Source organism: Catellatospora sp. NPDC049133, from assembly GCF_040648455.1.
GTDB lineage: Bacteria > Actinomycetota > Actinomycetes > Mycobacteriales > Micromonosporaceae > Catellatospora > Catellatospora aurea.
In genome coordinates this window covers 61,366-83,864 of record NZ_JBEZDT010000001.1, presented here as the reverse complement: position 1 = coordinate 83,864, position 22,499 = coordinate 61,366, and the positions used below count along the sequence as shown (strand labels likewise).

Annotated in this window: 22 protein-coding genes; 18 read left to right on the top strand and 4 right to left on the bottom strand. The window is 73.0% G+C overall.

The annotated features are described in order from the left end of the window. Positions 1-64: 64 nt before the first annotated feature. From AB0B35_RS00350 to AB0B35_RS00340, 3 genes are all read left to right on the top strand, one after another. Positions 65-1,372, top strand: coding sequence for a M20/M25/M40 family metallo-hydrolase (locus AB0B35_RS00350; RefSeq protein WP_361038839.1), 1,308 nt, complete (start codon positions 65-67; stop codon positions 1,370-1,372). A 59-nt stretch (positions 1,373-1,431) separates the two neighbouring features. Next, on the top strand, positions 1,432-2,082 hold the full coding sequence (locus AB0B35_RS00345) for a hypothetical protein (protein ID WP_203693421.1): 651 nt from the start codon (positions 1,432-1,434) through the stop codon (positions 2,080-2,082). Between the two features lie 78 nt (positions 2,083-2,160). Then, entirely contained in the window at positions 2,161-2,310 is a 150-nt protein-coding gene (locus AB0B35_RS00340) for a hypothetical protein (RefSeq protein WP_361038836.1), read from the top strand. 88 nt (positions 2,311-2,398) lie between these two features. On the opposite strand, the gene AB0B35_RS00335 is transcribed toward AB0B35_RS00340, so the two are convergent. Together AB0B35_RS00335 and AB0B35_RS00330 are read right to left on the bottom strand one after the other, a co-directional pair. Then, positions 2,399-2,590, bottom strand: a complete 192-nt coding sequence (locus AB0B35_RS00335) for a DUF5703 family protein (protein ID WP_166384643.1) — start codon at positions 2,588-2,590, stop codon at positions 2,399-2,401. A 255-nt stretch (positions 2,591-2,845) separates the two neighbouring features. Then, positions 2,846-3,814 (bottom strand): aldo/keto reductase, encoded by a 969-nt coding sequence (locus AB0B35_RS00330; protein ID WP_361038833.1) that lies wholly within the window; start codon positions 3,812-3,814, stop codon positions 2,846-2,848. Positions 3,815-3,979: 165 nt separating this feature from the next. On the opposite strand from AB0B35_RS00330, the gene AB0B35_RS00325 reads away from it, so the two are divergent. The 4 genes from AB0B35_RS00325 (at position 3,980) to AB0B35_RS00310 (ending at position 7,731) form a co-directional block, all read left to right on the top strand. After that, on the top strand, positions 3,980-5,062 hold the full coding sequence (locus tag AB0B35_RS00325) for an acyltransferase (RefSeq protein WP_361038830.1): 1,083 nt from the start codon (positions 3,980-3,982) through the stop codon (positions 5,060-5,062). An 85-nt stretch (positions 5,063-5,147) separates the two neighbouring features. Next, positions 5,148-6,200, top strand: a complete 1,053-nt coding sequence (locus AB0B35_RS00320) for an LLM class F420-dependent oxidoreductase (RefSeq protein WP_361038827.1) — start codon at positions 5,148-5,150, stop codon at positions 6,198-6,200. A 6-nt stretch (positions 6,201-6,206) separates the two neighbouring features. Beyond that, the gene (locus AB0B35_RS00315; RefSeq protein ID WP_361039645.1) at positions 6,207-7,037 is read left to right on the top strand and encodes an undecaprenyl-diphosphate phosphatase; all 831 of its coding nucleotides are present in this window, start codon (positions 6,207-6,209) and stop codon (positions 7,035-7,037) included. Position 7,038: 1 nt separating this feature from the next. Beyond that, positions 7,039-7,731, top strand: coding sequence for an MSMEG_4193 family putative phosphomutase (locus AB0B35_RS00310; protein ID WP_361039642.1), 693 nt, complete (start codon positions 7,039-7,041; stop codon positions 7,729-7,731). A 224-nt stretch (positions 7,732-7,955) separates the two neighbouring features. Here the strand turns inward: AB0B35_RS00310 and AB0B35_RS00305 are convergent, their stop codons facing one another. Then, positions 7,956-8,582 carry a helix-turn-helix domain-containing protein gene (locus AB0B35_RS00305; protein ID WP_361038824.1) on the bottom strand — a complete coding sequence of 209 codons (627 nt, stop codon included), beginning with the start codon at positions 8,580-8,582 and terminating at the stop codon, positions 7,956-7,958. A gap of 176 nt (positions 8,583-8,758) precedes the next feature. Between AB0B35_RS00305 and AB0B35_RS00300 the strand changes: the two genes are divergently transcribed. Continuing rightward, entirely contained in the window at positions 8,759-9,745 is a 987-nt protein-coding gene (locus AB0B35_RS00300; protein WP_361038821.1) for an LLM class flavin-dependent oxidoreductase, read from the top strand. A 204-nt stretch (positions 9,746-9,949) separates the two neighbouring features. On the opposite strand, the gene AB0B35_RS00295 is transcribed toward AB0B35_RS00300, so the two are convergent. Continuing rightward, positions 9,950-11,554, bottom strand: coding sequence for a PucR family transcriptional regulator ligand-binding domain-containing protein (locus AB0B35_RS00295; RefSeq protein ID WP_361038819.1), 1,605 nt, complete (start codon positions 11,552-11,554; stop codon positions 9,950-9,952). A 105-nt stretch (positions 11,555-11,659) separates the two neighbouring features. Here AB0B35_RS00295 and uraD point away from each other — a divergent pair, with 105 nt between their 5' ends. The 10 genes from uraD to allB are packed head-to-tail and all read left to right on the top strand — an operon-like array spanning position 11,660 to position 22,438. After that, entirely contained in the window at positions 11,660-12,157 is a 498-nt protein-coding gene (gene uraD, locus AB0B35_RS00290; RefSeq protein ID WP_361038816.1) for a 2-oxo-4-hydroxy-4-carboxy-5-ureidoimidazoline decarboxylase, read from the top strand. Between the two features lie 16 nt (positions 12,158-12,173). Beyond that, complete coding sequence (gene uraH / locus AB0B35_RS00285; RefSeq protein ID WP_203693412.1) at positions 12,174-12,500, top strand: hydroxyisourate hydrolase; 327 nt, start codon at positions 12,174-12,176, stop codon at positions 12,498-12,500. Beyond that, entirely contained in the window at positions 12,500-13,366 is an 867-nt protein-coding gene (gene pucL / locus AB0B35_RS00280; protein WP_361038812.1) for a factor-independent urate hydroxylase, read from the top strand. The genes uraH and pucL overlap by 1 nt, the downstream gene beginning before the upstream one ends. Beyond that, positions 13,366-14,217, top strand: a complete 852-nt coding sequence (locus AB0B35_RS00275; protein WP_361038809.1) for an FAD binding domain-containing protein — start codon at positions 13,366-13,368, stop codon at positions 14,215-14,217. Before pucL ends, AB0B35_RS00275 begins: the two co-directional genes overlap by 1 nt. Next, complete coding sequence (locus AB0B35_RS00270) at positions 14,208-14,684, top strand: (2Fe-2S)-binding protein (RefSeq protein WP_361038807.1); 477 nt, start codon at positions 14,208-14,210, stop codon at positions 14,682-14,684. Before AB0B35_RS00275 ends, AB0B35_RS00270 begins: the two co-directional genes overlap by 10 nt. Then, positions 14,681-16,033, top strand: coding sequence for an 8-oxoguanine deaminase (locus AB0B35_RS00265; protein ID WP_361038804.1), 1,353 nt, complete (start codon positions 14,681-14,683; stop codon positions 16,031-16,033). Before AB0B35_RS00270 ends, AB0B35_RS00265 begins: the two co-directional genes overlap by 4 nt. Beyond that, a complete protein-coding gene (gene pucD / locus AB0B35_RS00260) occupies positions 16,030-18,399 on the top strand; it encodes a xanthine dehydrogenase subunit D (protein WP_361038802.1) in 2,370 nt (789 codons plus the stop codon). Before AB0B35_RS00265 ends, pucD begins: the two co-directional genes overlap by 4 nt. Then, complete coding sequence (aceB, locus tag AB0B35_RS00255) at positions 18,400-19,917, top strand: malate synthase A (RefSeq protein ID WP_361038800.1); 1,518 nt, start codon at positions 18,400-18,402, stop codon at positions 19,915-19,917. Then, positions 19,917-21,140, top strand: a complete 1,224-nt coding sequence (locus AB0B35_RS00250; protein WP_361038798.1) for a hypothetical protein — start codon at positions 19,917-19,919, stop codon at positions 21,138-21,140. The genes aceB and AB0B35_RS00250 overlap by 1 nt, the downstream gene beginning before the upstream one ends. Continuing rightward, positions 21,137-22,438 carry an allantoinase AllB gene (gene allB / locus AB0B35_RS00245; RefSeq protein WP_361038796.1) on the top strand — a complete coding sequence of 434 codons (1,302 nt, stop codon included), beginning with the start codon at positions 21,137-21,139 and terminating at the stop codon, positions 22,436-22,438. Before AB0B35_RS00250 ends, allB begins: the two co-directional genes overlap by 4 nt. Positions 22,439-22,499: the final 61 nt, after the last annotated feature.

Here is a 22,499-nt window from a genome sequence, read left to right as displayed (position 1 = left end):
TCGGCCGGGAAGCGCCCGCGTCCTGGGCTGGGACATTCCGGCCCGACCTGGTAGGAAGATCCTTATGCGTACGCCCGCCACTGACGAGGTTATCGACCTCTGCCGCGACCTGATCCGCATCGACACCACCAACACGGGTGATCTGGCCACCAGCGCCGGCGAGCGGGCCGCCGCCGAGTACGTCGCGACCAAGCTCAGCGAGGTCGGCCTCGACCCGCAGCTGCTGGAGAGCCGGCCGGGCCGCGCCAGCGTGGTCACCCGCATCCCGGGCGCGGACTCCTCGCGCGGCGCGCTGCTGGTGCACGGCCACCTGGACGTGGTGCCCGCCGACGCGAGCGAGTGGTCCGTCCATCCCTTCTCGGGTGAGATCAAGGACGACTTCATCTGGGGCCGGGGCGCCGTCGACATGAAGGACTTCGACGCGATGTCGCTGGCCGTGGTGCGCGACTGGCAGCGCACCGGCTACGTGCCGCCGCGCGACATCGTGCTCGCCTACACCGCCGACGAGGAGGCGGGCAGCGACTGGGGCGCGAAGTTCCTGGTCGAGGAGCACCCCGACCTGTTCGAGGGCTGCACCGAGGCCATCGGCGAGGTCGGCGGCTTCTCCTACACGGTCAGCAACGACCTGCGCCTTTACATGGTCCAGACGGCCGAGAAGGGCATCGACTGGCTGCGTGTGCACGCCACCGGCCGCCCGGGGCACGGCTCGTTCGTGCACGACGACAACGCCGTGACGGCCCTGGCCGAGGCGGTCGCCCGGGTGGGCCGCCACCGCTTCCCGGTCGTGGTGACCCCGACGGTGCGGGCCTTCCTGGAAGAGGTCGGCGAGGCGCTGCAGATCGAGATCGACCCGAACGACCCCGAGGCCGCCATCGCCAAGCTCGGCCCGATCGCCACCATGATCGGCGCGACGATCCGCAACACCGCCAACCCGACCCGCCTGAACGCCGGTTACAAGGACAACGTGATCCCGGGCCGGGCCAGCGCGACGATCGACTGCCGGACCCTGCCGGGGCAGTTCGAGCTGTTCCGCGAGCAGCTCGTGGAGGTGCTCGGGCCGGATCTGGAGATAGAGTCGATACACCGCCAGCCCGCGCTGGAGACCGGGTTCGACGGGGCGCTCGTCGATGCGATGGCGCTGGCTCTCAAGGCCGAGGACCCGGGCGCGCACGCGGTCCCGTACATGCTTTCGGGTGGCACCGACGCCAAGTCGTTCGCCCGGCTCGGCATCCGCTGCTTCGGCTTCGCGCCGCTGCGCCTGCCGCCCGATCTGAACTTCTCCGCGTTGTTCCATGGCATCGACGAGCGGGTGCCGGTGGAGGGACTACAGTTCGGCGTGCGGGTTCTGGACAGGTTCCTGCGGCAGAGTTAGGCCCGGTCGTGCGCGGCCGGGAACCGGCCTGTCTCGTCGTATGAAGGAGTAACCGAGTAATGAGCGACAACCACGCCGCCGTCGAGGCCGCGCTGGAAGAGATGATCACCGCCGCCCGGGCGCACCTGGCCGCTGTACGCGACGCCAAGGGCGAGGTCGACAGCGATGACGTCTGGCGTGCCTACGTGGCGTTCAACAACGCCGCCGTCACCTACGACGACGCCCTCTCGGAGACGTACGGCGAGCCGCTGCCCTGGGAGGTGGAGCCGATCGACCTGGAGAAGGCCGACCGGTTCATGGCCGACCTCGTCGCCGCCGAGCAGGCCCCGACCGACCCGCACCCGAAGGTGATCTCGGTCCGCCAGCGTCGCGACTACCTGATCCCGAGCGTCTCCGCGCTGATCAACGCCGCCGAGCTGGCCCGCCGTGAGGCCGGTCTCAGCGACGGGGACTCCGAGCCGGTGGCCTCGGTCGCCGACGCCGTGCTGGAGCTGCTGCAGAGCTCCGACGGCTCGCTCGCCGCGCTGGACATCCCGGAGCTGGAGCCGCTGGACGGCATCGTCACCGTCGCCGAGGTGGACAAGTCCCTGGAGCCCGACGACTTCGAGGAGACCGACGCCAACGGCCCGTTCACCCTGGGCGCGTCCGACAAGCTGGTCGCCCGCCTGGACGAGCACCTGAACGGCGACATCATGGAGGACCAGGACTGACGTCCTGATCTGACTACCGACGGCGCGCTCCCGGAAACGGGGCGCGCCGTCCGCGTTCCGGCGGCATACTCGGCGACCATGGGCGGAACCGGATGGTGTGTCCTCAGCCCGCTGCCCGCCGCGCGGATCGAGCCGGCGGTCGTGGCGGCGTTTCGGGCCGAGGGGCTGGTACGGCACTCCGCCCGGGTGCGCGACTGGTACGACGCCGCGGGGCGGCCCTACGCCTAGGCTGGTCGGGAGCGTGTCCAGTCGGCCGGTGGCGTGACGCGCACCGACACGGTCGCGCCGCCGGGCAGGGGCGCGCCCTTACGCCGCGTCAGACGGAGAGGCCGGGCAAGGGAAGGGCCCGCAGCGGCCGACGGAGCAGCACCTTGCGGGTGCCGTCCCTCATCAGCTGGACGCGGGCCAGTTCCCAGCCGCCGTACTCAGCCTGGATCGCGAGCCGCACCGCGGCGGTCAACCGATCGACATCCGGAGGTAACCGCAGCGGTGCGTATTCGTAGTCCATAGAGCGATGGTGCACCTCTGCCCCAGGTCAGGCAAGCAGGGCGGGCGCCCCATCTGGCGGTGTTACACCCGTTCAGTCCCTCAATGCGGCAGAACATCCGTATTCGCACGTGGGCCGCACCCGCTCCACGCTCAAGATCGCTCGACTTGCCAGGCAACCGGGCGAATGGCCGGTCAAGATACGAACAGGTGCCAGGCAAGTCGGACGATCATGGGCGCTGCGCGCCGCGCGCGGCACGGCAGTGGGGCGGGGTGGTCAGTCGAGTTCGGGGTAGCCGAGGGGGATGGCGGAGACGTCGTCGAGGGCGCGGGAGATCTCGGGGGGCAGGTCGATCTCCTCGACCTGGAGTGCCGCCACGAGCTGGCCGACGTTGCGGGCGCCGAGGATGGGCGCGGTCACGCCGGGACGGTCGCGCACCCAGGCCAGCGCGACCTCGGCGGCGGACACGCCCAGGCCGTCGGCGGCGGTCGCCACCGCCTCCACGATCGCCGAGCAGCGCGGCTGCAGGTACGGCAGCACCGAGCGCTCGAAGTGCGGCGACGCGGCCCGCGAGTCGGCCGGGCGGCCGTGGCGGTACTTGCCGGTCAGCACCCCGCGGCCCAGCGGCGACCACGGCAGCACGCCCAGGCCCAGCGCCGCCGCCGCGGGCAGCACCTCCCGTTCGATGCCGCGCTGCAGCAGCGAGTACTCCATCTGGGTCGCCACGATCGGGGCGCGGCCGGGCCAGGCCCGCTGCCAGGTCACGGCGCGGCCGGTCTGCCAGCCGGAGAAGTTCGACACACCGGCGTAGCGGGCCTTGCCGGAGCTGACCGCGTGGTCGAGCGCGGCCAGGGTCTCCTCCCACGGTGTGTCCGGGTCGTTTCCGTGCACCTGCCACAGGTCCACATACGACACACCGAGGCGGCGCAGCGTGGTGTCGAGGGTGCGCAGCAGGTGCCCGCGGGAGCCGTCGTGGCGGCGGCCGGCCCGTGCGCGCAGCCCCGCCTTGGCGACGATCAGCACGTCGTCGCGGGAGACCATGGCGTCCAGGAGTGTGCCCAGCACCGCTTCGGCCTCGCCGTCGGCGTACACGTCGGCGGTGTCGAGCAGCGTGCCGCCGGCGTCCACATACGCCTTGAGCTGCGCGCCCGCGTCGTCCGGATCGGTGTCCAGGCCCCAGGTCATGGTGCCCAGGGCCAGGCGGGAGACCACCAGCCCGCTACGGCCCAGCGGTCGTTGCTGCATGGGGTGAACTGTATTCGGCTTGACACGATGACGGGGATCGGTGGGTGACGCGCGCGACATGCGGCACAGAACCTGCTCCGGGAGCGGTTTACCGAGCTTGCTTTGAGGGAAGTGGGCTGTGGTTGAGGTGCACGGTCGACCCAGCCCCAGGAGCGCCGAACCATCATGTCGAGCAGTACGGCCGGTGACGGCCCGACTGAGCCCACCGCCCGTCCTCGCAGCCCTTACATCGACACCCTGCGCGCCGCTGCGATCGTGCGGGTGTTCCTGCAGCACACCGTGCCACTGGGCGTGCTCACGACGCTGCTTCCCGCGATGTGGGTGATGTTCGGCCTCGCCGGTTACCTGACCGCGGTGTCGCTGCGCCGGGGCGGCGCGGCGGCCACGGTGCGTTCGCGACTGCGCCGCCTGCTGCCGCCGCTGTGGATGCTGGGCGCGATCGGGGTGCCGCTGATGCTGCTGCACGGCTGGCACGCGTTCACCTGGACCGACCTCGTCCCGTGGGTGTTCCCACTGGTGAACCCGCCGGGCAGCGAGTGGGGCGCGGCGCTGGTCGTCGCGCTGTGGTATCTGCGGGTCTACCTGTGGTTCGTCCTGCTCTCCCCGGTGCTGCGCTGGCTGTTCGAGCGTGCGCCGGTGGCCACGCTGCTGGCCCCGCTCGGAGCGGCCGTGCTGCTGTCGACCGTGGTCAGGCTGCCGAGCAACGCGGTCACCGATGTGATCTGGAGCACCGCGGCGTACGGCACCGCCTGGGTGCTCGGGTACGCCCGTGAGTCCGGGCTGCTGGACCGGCTGGCCTGGCCCACCTGCCTGGCCGCCGCGGGGGCGCTGGGCGCGGCGGCGCTGCTGCGGGCCGCCGCCGATCGGGAGGGGCTGCACGACCAGCTGGTACCCGTGCTGTGGGGCACGGCTGTGGTGCTGGTGGCGCTGCGCGCCCGGCCGCGGCTGGACCGGCTGGCCGTGCCGCTGCGCCGGGCCGTGGCGCTGCTCAACGCGCGGGCGGTGACCGTCTACGTGTGGCAGCTGCCGATGGTGGCCGCCGGCCTGTGGCTGCTCGGGCCGCTGGCCGGGCCACCGGTGCGCACCGTCGCGGTCGCGGCCGTGCTGACGGCCGGTGCGGTGCTGTGCTTCGGCTGGGTCGAGGACCTCGCCGCGAAGCGGTCACCGGCGCTGCTGCCGGCCGTGCCCGCCGCCCGCCGCGCCGCCGTCGACGCGATACGCGTGCCGTCCCCCGTGACGCGGGGCTGAGACCGGGGTCATCCTTCCCATGATCCCTACCACTCGGTAACGTTGGCCCACCGCCGCCGACGCGGCCCGGCCAACGGAGGTCACCATGCGACTCGGTCTCAACATCGGCTATCTGACGCCGTGGTCCACGCCCGAAAACCTGCTGGCCCTGGCGCGGGAGGCCGACCGGCTCGGCTTCTCGGTGGTCTGGGCGGCCGAGGCGTACGGTTCGGACTCGCCGACCCTGCTCTCGTGGATCGCCGCGCAGACCGAGCGCATCGACATCGGCAGCGCCGTCATGCAGATCCCCGGCCGCACCCCCGCCGCCACCGCGATGACCGCCGCGACCCTCGACACGCTGTCGGGCGGCCGGTTCCGCCTGGGCCTGGGCGTGTCCGGTCCGCAGGTCTCCGAGGGCTGGCACGGCGTGCGCTTCGCCAAGCCGTTGGCGCGCACCCGTGAGTACGTCGACATCGTCAAGCTCGCCCTGTCGCGCAAGCAGGTCACGTACGACGGCGAGTTCCACACCCTGCCGCTGCCCGACGGCCCCGGTAAGGCGCTGCGCCTCAACTTCCACCCGCTGCGCACCGACATCCCGGTCTACCTCGCCGCGGTCGGCCCGAAGAACCTGGAACTGGCCGGCGAGATCGCCGACGGCTGGCTCGCCGTGTTCTACGCGCCCGAGTTCGCGACCGAGCAGCTCGGCCAGATCGCCGCCGGCCGGGCCAAGGCGGGCAAGACGATGGAGGGCTTCGACATCGTGCCCAGCGTGCCCGTCGTCGTCGGCGACGACGTCGAGATGTGCGCCGAACTCGTGCGCGCCTACGCCGCGCTGTACGTCGGCGGCATGGGCAGCCGCCAGCAGAACTTCTACAACCAGCTCGCCACCCGCATGGGCTACGGCGACGCGGCCGCGCAGGTCCAGGAGCTGTATCTGGCCGGGCGCCAGCGCGACGCCGCCGCGGCGATCCCGATGGAGTTCATCGACCGCACATCACTGCTGGGTCCCAAGGAGCGCATCGCACGACGCCTGCGTGACTTCGCCGAATCGGGCGTGACTACGCTGTCGCTGGCGCTGTTCGTCGCAGACGCCGACTCCGGCAAGGAGACCTTGCGTACGGTGGCCGAGGCGTACGCGGAGAGCGGACTGGGAGACTAAGTGGAGATCGAGATCTGGCAGGCGATCGTGCTGGGCATCGTGGAGGGGATCACCGAATTCCTCCCGATCTCCTCCACCGGACACCTGACCATCACCGAAAAGCTGATGGGCCTGCCGATCGACGATCCCGCAGTCACCGCCTTCACCGCCGTGATCCAGATCGGAGCGATCGCGGCGGTGCTGGTGTACTTCTTCAAGGACATCGCCCGCCTGGCCGGGGCCTGGTTCAAGGGCCTGTTCTCGGCCGAGGCGCGGCAGATCTTCGACTACAAGTTCGCCTGGTACGTCATCGCCGGCTCGATCCCGATCGGCATCGTCGGCTTCCTCGGCAAGGACCTCATCACCGGTCCGCTGCGCAGCATGTGGTTCGTGGCCGGGTCGCTGATCGTGTGGAGCGGCGTGATGGCCTTCGCGGAGTACGCCGCCACCCAGACCCGCGGCGAGAAGCAGCTGCGCCTGGTCGACACGCTCGTCATCGGCTTCGCCCAGTGTCTGGCCCTGATCCCGGGCGTGTCCCGGTCCGGCGCCACCATCACCACCGGTCTGCTGCGCGACATCGACCGGGTCACCGCCACCCGGCTGTCGTTCTTCCTGGGCGTGCCCGCGCTCGTCGCCGCCGGCATCTACGAGCTGCCCGAGGCCCTGGGCAGCCCCACCGTCACGGCCGCCTCGCTGATCGTCGGCACCGTGGTGAGCTTCCTCGTGGCGTACGCCTCGATCGCCTGGCTGCTCAAGTTCGTCGCACACCACTCGCTGATGGCTTTCGTGTGGTATCGGGTGATCCTGGGCGGCGCGATCATCGCATTGCTCGCCACGAACACCATCTCCGCCACCTAGGCTGGCGGGCGTGGCCACGCTACTGCTGCTGAGGCACGGACGCACCACCGCCAACGCCGACGGCATCCTCGCCGGGGACCTACCCGTCGAGCTGGACGAACTGGGCGTCGCCCAGGCCGAGCAGGCCCGGGGACGGCTGGCCGGGCTGCCGCTGGCCGTCGTCGTGACCAGCCCGCTGGTCCGCTGCCGGCAGACCCTGGAACTCGCCCTGCCCGGCGTCGCCCCGGTGGCCGACGAGGGACTGCGCGAATGCGGCTACGGGGAGTGGTCCGGGCGCTCGCTCAAGGAGCTGGCGGACAACCCGCTGTGGTCGACGGTGCAGCACCATCCTGCCGCGGTCGTGTTCCCGGGTGGGGAGGCGATGGCGGCGATGGCCAACCGCGCCGTCACCGCCGTACGCGCCTGGGACGCCCGGATCACCGAGTCCCATGGCCACGACGCGGTGTGGCTGGCGTGCAGCCACGGCGACGTGATCAAGGCGATCGTGGCGGACGCGCTGGGCATGCACCTGGACCTGTTCCAGCGCATCTCGGTCGAGCCGTCCTCGGTGACGGCGATCCGCTACACGCCGCAGCGGCCGTTCGTGCTCCGCGTCAACGACACCGGCACCCCGGTCTCCGCGCTGCTGCACAAGCACCGCCCTCCGGCCGAGGAGACCGCCGAGAGCGACGCCGTCCTCGGCGGCGGCGCCTGACCCGTCGCGCCCTGACGCGCTCCGTCTCGGCGGGTCGCGCGGCCTTGATCGTTCGACTTGCCTGGCACCTGTGCGTATCTTGACCCGCCATTCGCCCACTTGCCAGGCAAGTCGAACGATCTTGGTGAGGGATGCGACCGCGCTGATCGGCACTGGGCCGAGTCGCGGGGCGCGAGTCGCGGGGCGCGAGTCGCGGGGCGCGGGGCGCGGGGCGCGCGTGCGGCCTAGGCGTCGCCGGGCGGTCGGGCGGGGGCGGGCATGGACGTGGCCGCCGACGAGCGCAGGCCGTCCAGGGACACGTGGAGGATGCGGCGCCAGGCGGGTTCCGGTACCACCGGCGCGATCCGGCCGAGGGCGACGAGCAGCAGTGACACGTCCTCGGCGGTGAGGTCGGGACGCAGCTCGCCGGAGGCGTGGGCAGCGCGCACCAGTTCCGCGATCAGTGGGCCGACCTGCTGGCGGCAGTGCTGGCGGGCCGTGTTGCCGGCCTGGCCGGGCAGGGCCTGGCAGTACGCGTCGAGCAAACCCGGGGACGCCGTCTGGCGGGTGAGCGCGTCGCCGAGGAAACGGGCCAGGTCGTCCCAGGGCCGGCCGGTGAGAGCCGCCGTCGCCGCGTCGGCCCACGAGGTGAACACGTGCTCCAGCGCCGCGTCGAGCAGCGCCTCCTTGGTGGGGAAGTGCCGGTAGAGGGTGCCCATGCCGACCTCGGCGCGGCGAGCGATCTCGCGTACGTCGACGTCGCTGCCCCGTTCGGCGATCAGCCCGGCCGCGGCGTCGAGCAGCCGGCCGCGGTTGCGGGCGGCGTCGCTGCGCGTGGCGGCCGCGGGGATGGCGGCCGAGGGTGACGTCATACACACACCCTACCGGAGCGGCTGCTCCGTTTCGGTGCTACGGTCGGAGAGCAGGCGGAGCAAGTGCTCCGTTTCACGCCGGACCGGCTACACCGGCCGTGGTCGGCGAGATCGTGCCAGGTCTCGCCGACCCACCGGGCCGGCATGGTGCCCGTTCGAGTCAGAAGGACAGCCGTATGACGATCCCGCTCTCCATCCTCGACCTGGCCCGCATCGGCCCCGGCGAGACCGCGCGCGAGAGCATCGCGGCCAGCGTGGACCTCGCCCGTGCCGCGGAGGAGCACGGCTACCGGCGCGTCTGGTACGCCGAGCACCACAACATGCCCACGATCGCGTCCTCGGCCCCGGCCGTGCTGATCGCCCACGTCGGCACGTTCACCCGCGAGATCCGGCTCGGCGCGGGCGGCGTCATGCTGCCCAACCACACCCCGCTGACCATCGCCGAGCAGTACGGCACGCTCGACGCCATGTACCCGGGGCGCATCGACCTGGGTCTCGGCCGGGCTCCCGGCTCGGACCAGAACACCATGCGCGCCCTGCGCCGCGACGCGCAGTCGGCGGAGGGCTTCCCGAACGACGTCCTGGAGTTGCAGGCCTACCTGGCCGGCAAGTCGCGTATCCCCGGCGTGGACGCGGTGCCGGGCAAGGGCTCCCAGGTGCCGCTGTACATCCTGGGCTCGTCGCTGTTCGGGGCGACGCTGGCCGCGGCGCTCGGCCTGCCGTACGCGTTCGCCTCGCACTTCGCGCCGCAGGCGCTGGAAGCGGCCGTGGCGGCGTACCGGCGGGAGTTCCGGCCGTCCGAGCAGCTCGACCGGCCGTACGTGATCGCCGGGGTCAACGTCGTCGCCGCCGACAGCACCGCCGCGGCCCGGGAGCAGTTCCAGGGCACCCGGCGGGCGTTCGCCACGGGCCTGTTCGGGCGCGGGCAGACGTTCACCGACGAGCAGGCCGACCAGCTGCTGGCCCAGGGCGCGGGCGCGCACGTCGACCAGATGCTGCAGTACACCGCCCTCGGCACGCCCGCCGAGGTGCGCGCCTACCTCGACGCGTTCGTCCGGCAGGCGGGCGTCGACGAGCTGATCGTCGCCCACCACGCCACCGGCGAGGCCCGCCTGCGCTCGGTCGCCCTGCTCGCCGAAGCCATGGAGCCCGCCCACGCCTGACCCGCCGCGCACGAGCAGTTCGTCCACCGGCTCGCGCTTGTGCGCAGCGGCCGCCGTACCCAAAGCCTCAGCCGGGGCGGATGACACACCAAGATCGTTCGACTTGCCAGGCAAGTGGGCGAATGGCGGGTCAAGATACGCACAGGTGCCAGGCAAGTCGAACGATCAAGGCCATCTGCCCCGCGCAAGTGCGGGCGGGGCGGGCTAGGTGTCCAGGCGTAAGGCGAGGTAGAGGTCTACGCGGTCGGCGAAGCGGTCCAGGTCGCGGCCCGTGAGGTCGGCGATGCGGCGGATGCGGTAGCGCAGTGTGTTGACGTGCAGGTGCATCGCGCTCGCGCAGCGCGTCCACGAGCCGTCGCAGGCCAGGAATGTCTGCAGGGTGCGCACCAGGTCGGCGTGGTGGTCGGCGTCGTACGCCCGCAGCGGCGCGAGCAGCCGGTCCGCGAACGCCTGCCGCACCGGTCGGGGGACGCTCGCGAGCAGAAGATCGTGCGAGGCCAGCTCGTCGCTGCCGACGACCGACACCCGGTCCGGCCGGTCGAGCGCGTAACCGTGCGCGTGCCGGGCCTGCGACAACGCCCCGGCCAGCTCGGCGACCGTTGCCGCGGGTTCGCTCACCCCCGCCGCGAACCGCGTGCCCCGTGCCGCCGCCGTGAGATGGCGTGCCGTCTCCCGCAGCTCATCGAGCCCGCCCGCGCCTGCGACCACCGCCACCACCGCATCGCCCACACCCGCGACAGCCGCCCCGGGCACCATCTCCTCCACCATCGCGACGGCTGCGCCGTCGGCGTCGTGCAGTTTCGTGGAAACCGCACGAGTCGCGAAGCCGTTTCGTGCACTTTCCCGGAAGCTGCCGGAGCCGGAGCCGGAGCCGGAGCCGGAGCCGGAGCCGGAGCCGGGGATGGGGATGGGCGAAGGTGCGGGCGTGCGGAGGGAGGCGGCCAGGATCGTGTACGGGCCGGTGGGGGGCAGGCCACAGGCGTGCAGGGCGGCGGCGACCTCGGCAGGGTCGGCGGCTGACGCCAGGACCTCGGTGAGCTGGGCGGCGAGCCGCCGCTCGATCCGGCGGGCGCGGTCGGCGCGGGCGGCGTCCAGCGCGGTCAGCTCGACGAGTTCTTCGAGCAGGTCGGGCTCGATGCAGGCGACGAAGCGCAGGCCGGGGGCCGGGGTCGGCGCGGGCGCGTCGAGATGGAACTCCTGCTCGCCGACGCGGCAGCGGGCGGGCAGGGTGTCGGCGCGCAGGAACGCCGTCGCCAGCCGCCGCCCGACGGCGAGATCGTGCGGTGCGCCGCCTGGATCGCCCGCGACGGCGCGACCGGTGCAGGTCAGCACCCACGCCCCGGTCGCGGGCCAGACCTCGGCCAGGTCGGCCCCGGTGGCGAGGGTGGCGACCCGGCCGCGGCGGCGGCTGCGGGCGGCCAGCGCCCCGGCTTCGCGCTCGGCCCAGAGCACCGTGTTGATCCGTTCGGTCACCTCGCGGAACGACACCTCGGCGGGCACCGCGAACAGCGGCAGCCGGTGCCGCCGGCACGCCTCGACCAGGTCGGCGGGGACGGGCCCGAGCAGCGCCTCGCCCGCGCCGAGCGCGGCGACCCCGGCCCCGGCCAGGGCGGCGACGAACAGCTCGGAGTCGGCGGGCTCGCGCCGCCACATCATGCCGGTCAGCACGACCTCGCCACCGGCGAGGTAGCGGCCGGGGTCGAGCAGGTCCGTGGTGTACGCGAGCTGAGCGGGGCGGTCCAGCTCGCCTTCGCCGGCGAGCACCGGCAGCCGGACACCAGGCTGTTCCAGCACGTCACGTAGCCGCATGCGCACCGCCTTTGTCGTAACCTCCAAAGAGCCTAGCCAGGCTTTGTTGCAGTTTCGGTCCTTCTCACCCTTCAGCGCCAGAGGGCGGGGCAGTTGACTCATTCCATGTCGCCGGCCGAGTTCAACGCTCTGCCCGCCCCCGACGCCGAACGCGAGCTGCTGACCTGCAACGCGTCGAGCGCATGGGCGCGGGCGGTGGCGGCCGGGCGGCCGTACGCGGGCCTGCGCGAGCTGCGCGAGGTCGCCGCCGGGGCGGTCGCCGCGCTGCCCTGGCCGGAGGTGCGGCAGGCCCTCGACGCCCACCCGCGCATCGGCGAGCGGGCCGCGGGCGAGGGCCGCGAGGCGGCCTGGTCGCGGCGCGAGCAGGCGGGGGCCGCGTCCGCCGACGAGCGGATCGCGGCGGAGCTGGTCGAGGCCAATCGGGCGTACGAGGACCGCTTCGGCCACGTGTTCCTGATCTTCGCCAGCGGTAAGACGGCCGAGCAGATGCTCGCGGCGGCCCGGCAGCGGCTGGCCAACGACGAGTCCGCCGAGCGCGACGTGGTACGCCGCGAGCTGACGGCGATCACCTTGCTGCGCCTCGATCGGTTGTTCGGGACATGAGGGAGTGGAGTGCCGGATGACCCTGTCGACCCATGTGCTGGACACCTGTCGGGGGGAGCCCGCGGCGGACGTGCAGGTCACGCTGCAGCGAATGGGGCAGTACGGCTGGGTCGTCGTGGCGACCGGGACCACGAACGCCGACGGGCGGCTCGCCGACTGGGTGCCCGCCGAGCAGTGGCTGGTGGGGCGCTACGGGCTGCGCTTCGACGTCGCGGCGTACCAGGGGCTCGGCAGTTTCTTCCCCGAGGTGACCGTGGTCTTCGACGTCACCGACACCACCCGCCACCTGCACGTGCCGCTGCTGCTCAGCAAGTTCGGCTACACCACCTACCGGGGGTCCTGATGACGATCCACCTCGGACCCAACCGGTACGGCAAGGCCGAGTGCCGCCTGGTCACCGTGGTCCGTGACGGCGAGCGGCACGAGCTGACCGACCTGAACGTGAGCACCCGGCTCGCGGGCCGCCTCGACCCGACGCATCTGACCGGCGACAACGCCGACGTGCTGCCCACCGACACGCAGAAGAACACGGTGTACGCCTTCGCCCGCGACGGCTTCGCGAGCATCGAGCAGTTCGGGCTGCGGCTGGCCCGGCACTTCGTCGCGACACAGGACGCGATCGAGCAGGCCCAGGTGCACATCGAGTCGTACGGCTGGCGGCGGCTCGGCGGCCACTCGTTCGCCCGCGCCGGCGACGAGGTGCGCACGGCGACGCTGACCGCGACCGCGGAGCAGGCGTGGGCCGTCGGCGGGCTGCACGGGCTGACACTGCTGAACACGACCGGCTCGCAGTTCAAAGGCTTCCCACGGGACCGGTACACGACGCTGCCCGAGGCCGACGACCGCATCCTGGCCACGGCGGTCGACGCCCGCTGGCGGTTCGCCACGCTCGACGTGGACTGGAACGCGGCCTTCGCGGCGGTCCGGGACGGGCTGGTCGGCGCGTTCGTGGACACGTACAGCCGCTCGCTGCAGCAGACCCTGTACGCGATGGGGGAGCGGGTGCTGGAGGCGTTGCCCGAGGTCGCGGAGGTGCGGCTGGCGCTGCCGAACCGGCACCACTTCCTGGTCGACCTGTCGCCGTTCGGGCTGGACAACCCCGACGCGGTGTACTTCGCGGCGGACCGGCCGTACGGCCTGATCGAGGGCTCGGTGAGGCGTGACGGTGCTGCCGAGCCGGGGCTAGCGTGGGACCTGGGAGCAGCCTGATGGACTTCATGACCCCGTTGACCTGGGCCGACGCCCTGGCGATCAGGGCGGAGCGGCCGGACGCGGTGCCGATCGCCGGGGGCACCGACGTGATGGTGGAGATGAACTTCCACCGGCGGCGGCCCGGTGTGCTGCTCGACCTGACCCGCATCGGCGACCTGACGACCTGGGCGATGGATGGCGAGCTGCTGCGGATCGGCGCGGGCGTCTCGTACACCCGCCTCATCGAGGAGCTGGGCGACCGGCTGCCGGGGCTGGCGATGGCCGCGCGCACGGTCGGCTCGCCGCAGATCCGCAACCGGGGCACCCTCGGCGGCAACCTGGGCTCGGCCTCGCCCGCAGGCGACGGCCACCCGCCGCTGCTCGCGGCCGGCGCCCAGGTCGAGCTGGCCTCGGTGCGCGGCACCCGGCTGGTGCCGATCGACGAGTTCTTCACCGGCCCCAAACACAGCGTGCTCGCCCCGGACGAGCTGATCGCCGCGGTGTGGGTGCGGCCCGCCGACGGCCCGGAGCAGTTCTCGAAGATCGGCACCCGCAACGCGATGGTGATCGCGGTCAGCTCGTTCTCCCTGGCCCTGCACCCGGGCCGCCGCGCGGTCGGCACCGGCATCGGTTCGGCCGCGCCCACCCCGCGCCGGGCGGCCGAGGCGGAGCTGTTCGCCGCCGGGCAGCTGCCCTGGGACACCCTCGCCGCGCTGGAACCGAGCGTGGCGCGGCGCTTCGGCGAGCTGGTCGCCGCGGCCGCGGCACCCATCGATGATGTGCGCGGCACCGCCGCGTACCGCCGCCACGCGCTGGCCGTCCTGGCCCAGCGCACCCTGACCTGGGCCTGGAGGGACCTATGCGGGTGACCTGCACGGTCAACGGCACGACCCGGACCGCCGACGACGTCTGGGAGGGCGAGAGCCTGCTCTACGTGCTGCGCGAGCGGCTCGGCCTGCCCGGCAGCAAGAACGCCTGCGAGCAGGGCGAGTGCGGCTCGTGCACGGTGTACCTGGACGGGACCGCGGTCTGCGCCTGCCTGGTCGCCGCGGGCCAGGCCGCCGGGCGCGACGTGCGCACCGTGGAGGGGCTGGCCCCGGAGGGCGAGCTCGACCCGGTGCAGCGGGCGTTCCTGCGGGCGGGGGCCGTGCAGTGCGGCTTCTGCACCCCGGGGCTGATCGTCTCGGTGCACGACCTGCTGGCCCGCGTCCCGCACCCGAGCGATCCCGAGATCCGCGAGGCGCTGGCCGGAAACCTGTGCCGGTGCACCGGCTACGAGAAGATCATGGATGCGGTACGCCTGGCGGCGGGCTCGGCCGAGGCGGGCGGCCGATGAGGACCGTCGTCAGCGGCTGTGCGATCGCGACCGTCGACGCGGCGGGTGCGGAGTACCTGCGCGGACATCTCGTCATCGACGGCGACCGGATCACCGAGGTCGGCGCGGGCGACTACGACGGCCCCGCCGACCAGGTCATCGACGGCCGGGGCTGCCTGGCCACGCCCGGCCTGGTCAACACGCACCACCACCTCTACCAGTGGGCGACCCGAGGGCTGGCCCAGCAGAGCAACCTGTTCGACTGGCTGGTCGAGCTGTACCCGGTGTGGGCCGGGCTCGACGACGAACTCGTGTACGTCACCACGACCGCGGGCCTGAGCGCGCTGGCGCTGTCGGGGTGCACCACCGCCGCCGACCACCACTACGTGTTCCCGCGCGGCTCCGGTGACCTGATCGGGACGCAGGTCGAGGCGGCGGCGTCGGTCGGCGTACGGCTGCACGCCTGCCGCGGCTCGATGGACCTCGGCGCGTCGCAGGGCGGGCTGCCGCCGGACCACATCGTCGAGTCCACGGACGCGGCCCTGGCCGCCACCGCCGCCGCGATCGAGCAGCACCACGACCCGTCCCCGTCGGCGATGGTGCGCGTCGCCGTCGCGCCCTGCTCGCCGTTCTCGGTCACCTCGGACCTGATGCGCGAGGCCGCCTCGCTGGCCCGCGCGCACGGCGTGCGGCTGCACACGCACCTGGCCGAGACGGTCGAGGAGGACGCCTTCTGCCGCGACCGCTTCGGCTGCACTCCCGTCGAGTACGCGGAGAAGCTCGGCTGGCTCGGCGACGACGTGTGGCTGGCGCACGGTGTGCACCTCGACGACGCCGCGGTGGCCCGGCTCGGCGCGACCGGCACCGGGGTGGCGCACTGCCCCAGCTCCAACGCCCGCCTCGGCGCGGGCATCGCCCGGGTGCGCGACCTGCTCGACGTCGGCGCTCCGGTCGGCCTGGGCGTCGACGGCGCGGCCTCGCAGGAGGCCGGTGAACTGGGCCCGGAGCTGCGCCAAGCGATGCTGGTGGCCCGCCTTCGCGGCGGCCCGGCCGCACTGACCGCCCGCGAGGCGCTGGCCCTGGCCACCACCGGCGGGGCCCGCTGCCTGGGCCGCGACGGCGAGCTGGGCACCCTGGAGCCGGGCAAGCTCGCCGACGTCGCCCTGTGGCGCATCGACGACCTCGGCCACGCCGGCATCGAGGACCCGGTCGCCGCGCTCGTCTTCGGCCCGCCCGCCCGCGTCGAGGCCCTGCTCGTCGGCGGCAACCCGGTCGTCCGCCACGGCCGCCTCGTCCACCCCGACGAGGACTCCCTGGCCCGCGACCTCACCCGCGTCAGCCGCACCCTCCTGCGAAAGGCCGGCCGATGACCACGACGGTGCATGCGGGGTTGGTGGCGACGGTGACCGGTGGGGTGGGGGCTTCGCCGTCGCGGCCGGACGGGCGGCTGAAGGTGACGGGGGAGTTCGCGTTCTCGTCCGACCTGTGGGCCGACGACATGCTGTGGGGCGCGACGCTGCGCAGCCCGCATCCCCGGGCGCGGATCACGGGGCTGGACCTCGCTCCGGCGCTGCGCATTCCCGGGGTGTACGCGGTGCTCACGCATGAGGACGTGCCCGGCCGGCGGCTGTACGGGCTGGAGCACGTCGACCAGCCGGTGCTGGCCGCCGACGAGGTCCGTTACCAGGGCGAGCCGATCGTCGTCGTGGCCGCCGACCACCCGGAGACCGCCCGGCGCGCCGTCCAGGCGATCGGGATCACCTACGAGGTCCTCGACCCGGTCACCGACCCCGAGGCGGCGCTCGACGACGCCCGCGCGCCCCGGGTGCACGCCGACCGGCCGAACCTGCTGCGACACGTGCCGATCCGGCGCGGCGACCCGGACGCGACCGCCGCGGTCGTGGTGACCGGGGAGTACGAGGTCGGCATGCAGGACCAGGCGTTCCTCGGCCCCGAGTCGGGGCTGGCCGTGCCCGCCGAGGACGGCGGCGTCGACCTGTACATCGCGACCCAGTGGCTGCACGTCGACCAGCAGCAGGTGGCCGCGTGCCTGGGCCTGCCCGCCGACAAGGTCCGGCTGACCCTGGCCGGGGTCGGCGGCGCGTTCGGCGCGCGCGAGGACCTGTCCATGCAGGTGCACGCCTGCCTGCTGGCCCTGCACACGGGCCGCCCGGTGAAGATGGTGTACGGCCGGGAGGAGTCCTTCTTCGGCCACGTGCACCGGCACCCGGCCCGGCTGCGCTACGAGCACGGCGCGGACGAGCACGGCCGCCTCGTCTACGTGAAGGCCCGCATCCTGCTCGACGGCGGCGCGTACGCCTCCAGCTCCGGCGCGGTCGTGGCGAACGCGGCGACGCTGGGCATCGGCCCGTACGACGTGCCGAACGTCGTCATGGACGCCTACGGGCTCTACACCAACAACCCGCCCTGCGGGGCGATGCGCGGCTTCGGCGCGGTCCAGGCGTGCTTCGCGTACGAGTCCCAGATGGACAAGCTCGCGGCCGCGCTCGGCCTGGACCCGGTCGAGGTCCGGGTCCGCAACGCCCTGCACACCGGCGACCGCATGCCCACCGGCCAGGTCGTCGAGGGCCCCGCCCCGGTCGCCGAGCTGCTCCGCCTGGTCCAGGCCAAGCCACCGGCCGGGCAGGCCGACTTCCCGCCCGGCGGCACCGCCAACACCACCCGCGGCGAGGGCGTGGTCCGCGGCGTCGGCTACGGCATCGGCATCAAGAACGTCTGCTTCTCCGAAGGCTTCGACGACTACGCCACGGCCCGCGTCCGCCTCGAACTGATCGCCGGCCGCCCCGCCGTCCTCGTGCACACCGCCGCCGCCGAGGTCGGCCAGGGCCTGGTCACCGTCCAGGCCCAGATCGTCCGCACCGAACTCGGCGTCGACCAGGTCACCATCGCCCCCGCCGACACCGCCGTCGGCAGCGCCGGCTCCTCCTCGGCCTCCCGCCAGACCTACATGACCGGCGGCGCCGTCCGCGCCGCCTGCCAGGCCATCCGGGCTCACCTACTGTCCCGTCTGGAAGGAAGGGCACCTTCACATCGCCCTACGTATAGGAAGGGCACCTTGCCATCACTGGAGGCGGCGGGAGCTGCGGTGACGGGAAGCGGCGCGGCGGGCGCGACCGCCCAGGACGGCCTCCGGCTGGTCGACGGCCGGGTCGTCGACGAGGACGGCACGGTCGTCGCGGACGTCGCCGAGCTGCTCGCCGAGGGGGCGATCGAGGAGACCGTGCAGTGGCGGCACCGGCCGACGCATCCGCTCGACCCGGAGACCGGGCAGGGCGACGCGCACGTGCAGTACGCCTTCGCCGCGCACCGGGCCACCGTCGACGTCGACACCGAACTCGGCCTGGTCAAAGTCGTCGAGATCGTCACCGCGCAGGACGTCGGCAAGGCCGTCAACCCGGCCGCCGTCACCGGCCAGATCCAGGGCGGCACGGCACAGGGACTCGGCCTGGCACTGATGGAGGAGATTCAAGTCGTCGACGGGAAGGTGCGTAATCCGTCCTTCACCGACTATCTGCTCCCTACGATCATGGACATGCCGCCGATGACAGTGGACGTGCTCGAACTGGCCGACCCGCACTCGCCCTACGGGTTGCGCGGCGTCGGCGAGCCGCCGACGATCTCCTCCACACCGGCCGTCGTCGCGGCGATCCGGGCGGCCACCGGAGCCGCGCTTACCCGGGTGCCGGTCCGGCCCGAACACATCGTGGGGGTATGAGTGACCGAGATCCTGACACCCGAGGCGGTCGCGTTCGTCACCGAGCTGCAGCACCGCTTCCGCCCCCGCCGCGACGAGCTGCTCGCGGCGCGCCGGGTCCGGCAGGCCGAGATCGACCGCACCGGCACGCTGGACTTCCTGCCGGAGACGGCGCACATCCGCGAGCACGAGTGGACCGTCGCACCGGCCCCGGCCGACCTGGTCGACCGCCGGGTCGAGATCACCGGCCCGACCGACCGCAAGATGACCATCAACGCGCTGAACTCGGGCGCGAAGGTGTGGCTGGCCGACCTGGAGGACGCCAACACCCCGCACTGGGCCAACGTCATCGGCGGCCAGCGCAGCCTCTACGAGGCGGTACGCCGCACCATCAGCCTCCAGCAGGGCGACAAGCTGTACGCGCTGCACCCCGGCCCGCTGCCGACGATCGTGGTCCGCCCCCGCGGCTGGCACCTCGACGAGCGCCACTTCGAGGTCGACGGGGAGCCCGGCGTCGCCGCGCTGGTCGACTTCGGGCTGCACTTCTTCCACAACGCGGCCGAACTGCTGGCCCGCGGCAGCGGCCCGTACTTCTACCTGCCCAAGATGGAGAGCCACCACGAAGCGCGGCTGTGGCAGGACGTGTTCACGGCCGCGCAGGAGCTGCTGGGCATCCCGTACGGCAGCGTCCGGGCCACCGTGCTCATCGAGACGATCACGGCGGCGTTCGAGATGGACGAGATCCTCTACGAGTTGCGCGACCACGCCAGCGGCCTGAACGCGGGACGCTGGGACTACCTGTTCAGCCTGATCAAGAAGTTCCGCGCGTTCCCGGCGTACACGCTGCCCGACCGGGGACAGGTGACGATGGCCGCGCCGTTCCTGCGGGCGTACGCGCAGCTGCTGGTGAAGACGTGTCACCGCCGCGGCGCGTACGCGATGGGGGGCATGGCGGCGTTCATCCCGAACCGGCGCGACCCGGGTGTCACCGCGACGGCGCTGGCCAAGGTGCGCGAGGACAAGCAGCGCGAGGCCGCCGACGGCTTCGACGGCTCCTGGGTGGCGCACCCCGACCTGGTGCCGGTCTGCCTGGAGGTGTTCGAGCAGGCGCTGGACGGCACCCCGAACCAGCTCACCCGGCAGCGCCCGGACGTCCGGGTCACCGCCCACGACCTGCTGGACGTGCGCACCACGGCCGGTGAGATCACGCTGGCGGGCGTACGCGCCAACATCGACGTCGGGATCCGCTACATCCGGTCGTGGCTGGACGGCAACGGCGCGGCCGCGATCAACAACCTGATGGAGGACGCCGCCACCGCGGAGATCTCCCGCTCGCAGCTGTGGCAGTGGATGCACAACGGCGTGGACCTCGCCGACGGCACCCGGATCACGCGTGACCTGCTGGAACAGCTGATCCAGGCGGAGATGGACACGCTCGGGGCCGACTACGCCCCCGCCCGCAAGATCTTCGAGCAGGTCGCGCTGTCCGACGACTTCACCGAGTTCCTGACCCTGCCGGCCGGGGAGCTGATCGACTGATGCGGGCCGCCGGACCGGGAGAGATCGCCGGCGTGCCGCGCGACGCGGTCGTCCAGGTGCCCGAACGGGAGCTGGACCGCAGGCTGGCCGCGACCGACGGCCAACTGCGCGACCGGCGGCCGGACGAGCCGTCCGACCGCCAGCCGCTGCACACCGTGTACGTGCCCGCCGACCGGGTGCGCACCGGCCTCGCGCAGCGGTGGGGCGAGCAGGCCCTGGCCGCGCTGTCCGAGCACGGGCTGCCCTACCCGGAGGAGCTGCACGAGCGGATCGGCCGCAAGCTGTCCACCGAGCCGATCGAGGACCTGCGGGTGGACTTCGAGGACGGCTACGGCCGCCGCGAGGACGCCACCGAGGACGCCCACGCGCGCAGCGTCGCGGCGTTCCTGTCGGCGCGCCCGGCCCCGTTCACCGGGGTACGGATCAAGAGCCTGGAACCCGACACCCGGCCCCGGGCGCTGCGCACGCTGGAACGGCTGCTGGACGCGCTGGGCACGATCCCGCCGAACTTCGTGATCACGCTGCCGAAGGTCAGTTCGGTGGACCAGGTCGAGGCCCTGGTGTGGCTGTGCCGCCACCTCGAACCGGCCGCCGGTCAGCTGCGCTTCGAGCTGCAGGTGGAGATGCCGCAGGCGATCATGGGCCCGGACGGGACCTGCCCGCTGCCCGCGATGATCCACGCGTCGCAGGGCCGCTGCGTGGGCCTGCACTACGGCACGTACGACTACTCGGCGGCGCTGGGCATCGCGGCGGCCTACCAATCGCTGGAGCACCCGGCCGCCGACCACGCCAAGCAGGTCATGCAGGTCGCCGCGGCGGGCACCGGGGTGCGCGTGGTCGACGGCTCGACCAACGTGCTGCCGGTGGGCGACACCGCGGCCGTGCACGCCGCCTGGGCACTGCACCTGCGGCTGGTCCGCCGCGGCCTGGAACGCGGCTTCTACCAGGGCTGGGACCTGCATCCGGCGCAGCTGCCGACGCGCTACGCGGCCGCGTACACCTTCTTCCGGGAGGGTGTGCCGGCGGCCGCGACCCGCCTGCGGGCCTGGCTCGACGGGCGCGACAGCGCCGCGCAGCGCGACAGCGGTGCCCGTGGCACCGGCTACCTGGACGAACCCGCGACCGCGCGGGCCCTGTCCGGCTTCCTGCGACGCGCCGCGGCGTGTGGCGCGCTGGATGTCGGCGAATTCGGTGTCGATCGATCTATGCTGGAAGCCTTGTGAACTACGACCTCATTCTGCGCTCGCACCGCACGCTCACCCCGGACGGGGAGCGGCCCGCCGACGTCGGCATCCGTGACGGAGTCATCGCGGCGGTCGCCGGTTTCCAGGCGCTGTCCGGCGACGACGTCATCGACCTGGGGGAGTGCGCGCTGCTGCCCGGCCTGGTCGACACCCACGTGCACGTCAACGAGCCGGGTCGCACCCAGTGGGAGGGCTTCGACAGCGCCACCCGGGCCGCCGCCGCGGGCGGTGTCACCACCATCGTCGACATGCCGCTGAACTCGGTCCCGCCCACGGTTGACGTGCAGGCCCTGCACGTCAAGCGGGCCGCCGCGGTCGAGCAGTGCTTCGTGGACGTCGGCTTCTGGGGCGGCGCGGTGCCCGGCAACGCGAAACAGCTGCCCGCACTTCACCAGCAGGGCGTGTTCGGGTTCAAGGCGTTCCTCATCGACTCGGGCGTGCCCGAGTTCCCGCCGTTGGACCCGGCCGGGCTGGAGGAGGCGCTCGGCGCGGTCGACGCGCTGTTCGTGCTGCACGCCGAGGACCCGTCGCTGGTGACCGAGGCGCACGGCGAGCACTTCGCCGACTTCGTCGCGTCCCGCCCGCCGCGGGCCGAGCGCCGGGCGGTGGCCGCCGCGATCGAAGCGGCCCGGCGTACCGGCGCGCGGGTGCACATCCTGCACCTGGCCGCCGCCGACGCGCTGCCGCTGATCGCCGCGGCCCGCCGCGAGGGCGTCCGGGTCACCGCCGAGACCTGCCCGCACTACCTCACCCTCGACGCGTCCCAGGTGCCCGACGGCGCGACGCAGTACAAGTGCTGCCCGCCGATCCGCGACAAGTCGCATCAGGACGCGCTGTGGCAGGCGCTGGCCGACGGCGTGATCGACTGCGTGGTGTCCGACCACTCGCCGTGCCCGCCCGAACTGAAGGCCGGCGACTTCGGCACGGCCTGGGGCGGCATCGCGTCCGTGCAGCTCGGGCTGCCGCTGATCTGGACCGCCGCCGCCAAGCGCGGACACGGCCTCGCCGACGTGGTGCGCTGGATGGCCGGCAACACCGCCGACCTGGTCGACCTGCCCCGCAAGGGCCGCATCGCCGAGGGCGCCGACGCCGACCTGGTCGCGTTCGACCCCGACGCCGAGTTCACCGTCGACGCGACCCGGCTGCTGCACCGGCACCACGTCTCGCCGTACGACGGCATGCCGCTGCGCGGCGTGGTCCGCGACACCTGGCTGCGCGGCCGCCTCGCCGGGGTGGAGCCGATCGGCCGCCTGCTCCGCCCCGGAGGGGGAGCATGAGCGAGCGCAGCGAGCGAATCAGCAGGCACGGCACTCATGCCGCCGACGAGCGCAGCGAGGA

Excerpts from the sequence above, each read along its gene's own strand:
- AB0B35_RS00330 (WP_361038833.1), bottom strand. The coding sequence starts at position 3,814 with ATGCAGCAACGACCGCTGGGCCGTAGCGGGCTGGTGGTCTCCCGCCTG.
- AB0B35_RS00335 (WP_166384643.1), bottom strand. The coding sequence starts at position 2,590 with ATGGACTACGAATACGCACCGCTGCGGTTACCTCCGGATGTCGATCGG.
- AB0B35_RS00265 (WP_361038804.1), top strand. The coding sequence starts at position 14,681 with ATGAGGACCGTCGTCAGCGGCTGTGCGATCGCGACCGTCGACGCGGCG.
- AB0B35_RS00340 (WP_361038836.1), top strand. The coding sequence starts at position 2,161 with ATGGGCGGAACCGGATGGTGTGTCCTCAGCCCGCTGCCCGCCGCGCGG.
- AB0B35_RS00325 (WP_361038830.1), top strand. The coding sequence starts at position 3,980 with ATGTCGAGCAGTACGGCCGGTGACGGCCCGACTGAGCCCACCGCCCGT.
- AB0B35_RS00305 (WP_361038824.1), bottom strand. The coding sequence starts at position 8,582 with ATGACGTCACCCTCGGCCGCCATCCCCGCGGCCGCCACGCGCAGCGAC.
- AB0B35_RS00250 (WP_361038798.1), top strand. The coding sequence starts at position 19,917 with ATGCGGGCCGCCGGACCGGGAGAGATCGCCGGCGTGCCGCGCGACGCG.
- pucD (WP_361038802.1), top strand. The coding sequence starts at position 16,030 with ATGACCACGACGGTGCATGCGGGGTTGGTGGCGACGGTGACCGGTGGG.
- AB0B35_RS00350 (WP_361038839.1), top strand. The coding sequence starts at position 65 with ATGCGTACGCCCGCCACTGACGAGGTTATCGACCTCTGCCGCGACCTG.
- uraH (WP_203693412.1), top strand. The coding sequence starts at position 12,174 with ATGACCCTGTCGACCCATGTGCTGGACACCTGTCGGGGGGAGCCCGCG.
- AB0B35_RS00320 (WP_361038827.1), top strand. The coding sequence starts at position 5,148 with ATGCGACTCGGTCTCAACATCGGCTATCTGACGCCGTGGTCCACGCCC.
- AB0B35_RS00295 (WP_361038819.1), bottom strand. The coding sequence starts at position 11,554 with ATGCGGCTACGTGACGTGCTGGAACAGCCTGGTGTCCGGCTGCCGGTG.
- AB0B35_RS00275 (WP_361038809.1), top strand. The coding sequence starts at position 13,366 with ATGGACTTCATGACCCCGTTGACCTGGGCCGACGCCCTGGCGATCAGG.
- AB0B35_RS00345 (WP_203693421.1), top strand. The coding sequence starts at position 1,432 with ATGAGCGACAACCACGCCGCCGTCGAGGCCGCGCTGGAAGAGATGATC.
- pucL (WP_361038812.1), top strand. The coding sequence starts at position 12,500 with ATGACGATCCACCTCGGACCCAACCGGTACGGCAAGGCCGAGTGCCGC.
- uraD (WP_361038816.1), top strand. The coding sequence starts at position 11,660 with ATGTCGCCGGCCGAGTTCAACGCTCTGCCCGCCCCCGACGCCGAACGC.
- AB0B35_RS00270 (WP_361038807.1), top strand. The coding sequence starts at position 14,208 with ATGCGGGTGACCTGCACGGTCAACGGCACGACCCGGACCGCCGACGAC.
- AB0B35_RS00300 (WP_361038821.1), top strand. The coding sequence starts at position 8,759 with ATGACGATCCCGCTCTCCATCCTCGACCTGGCCCGCATCGGCCCCGGC.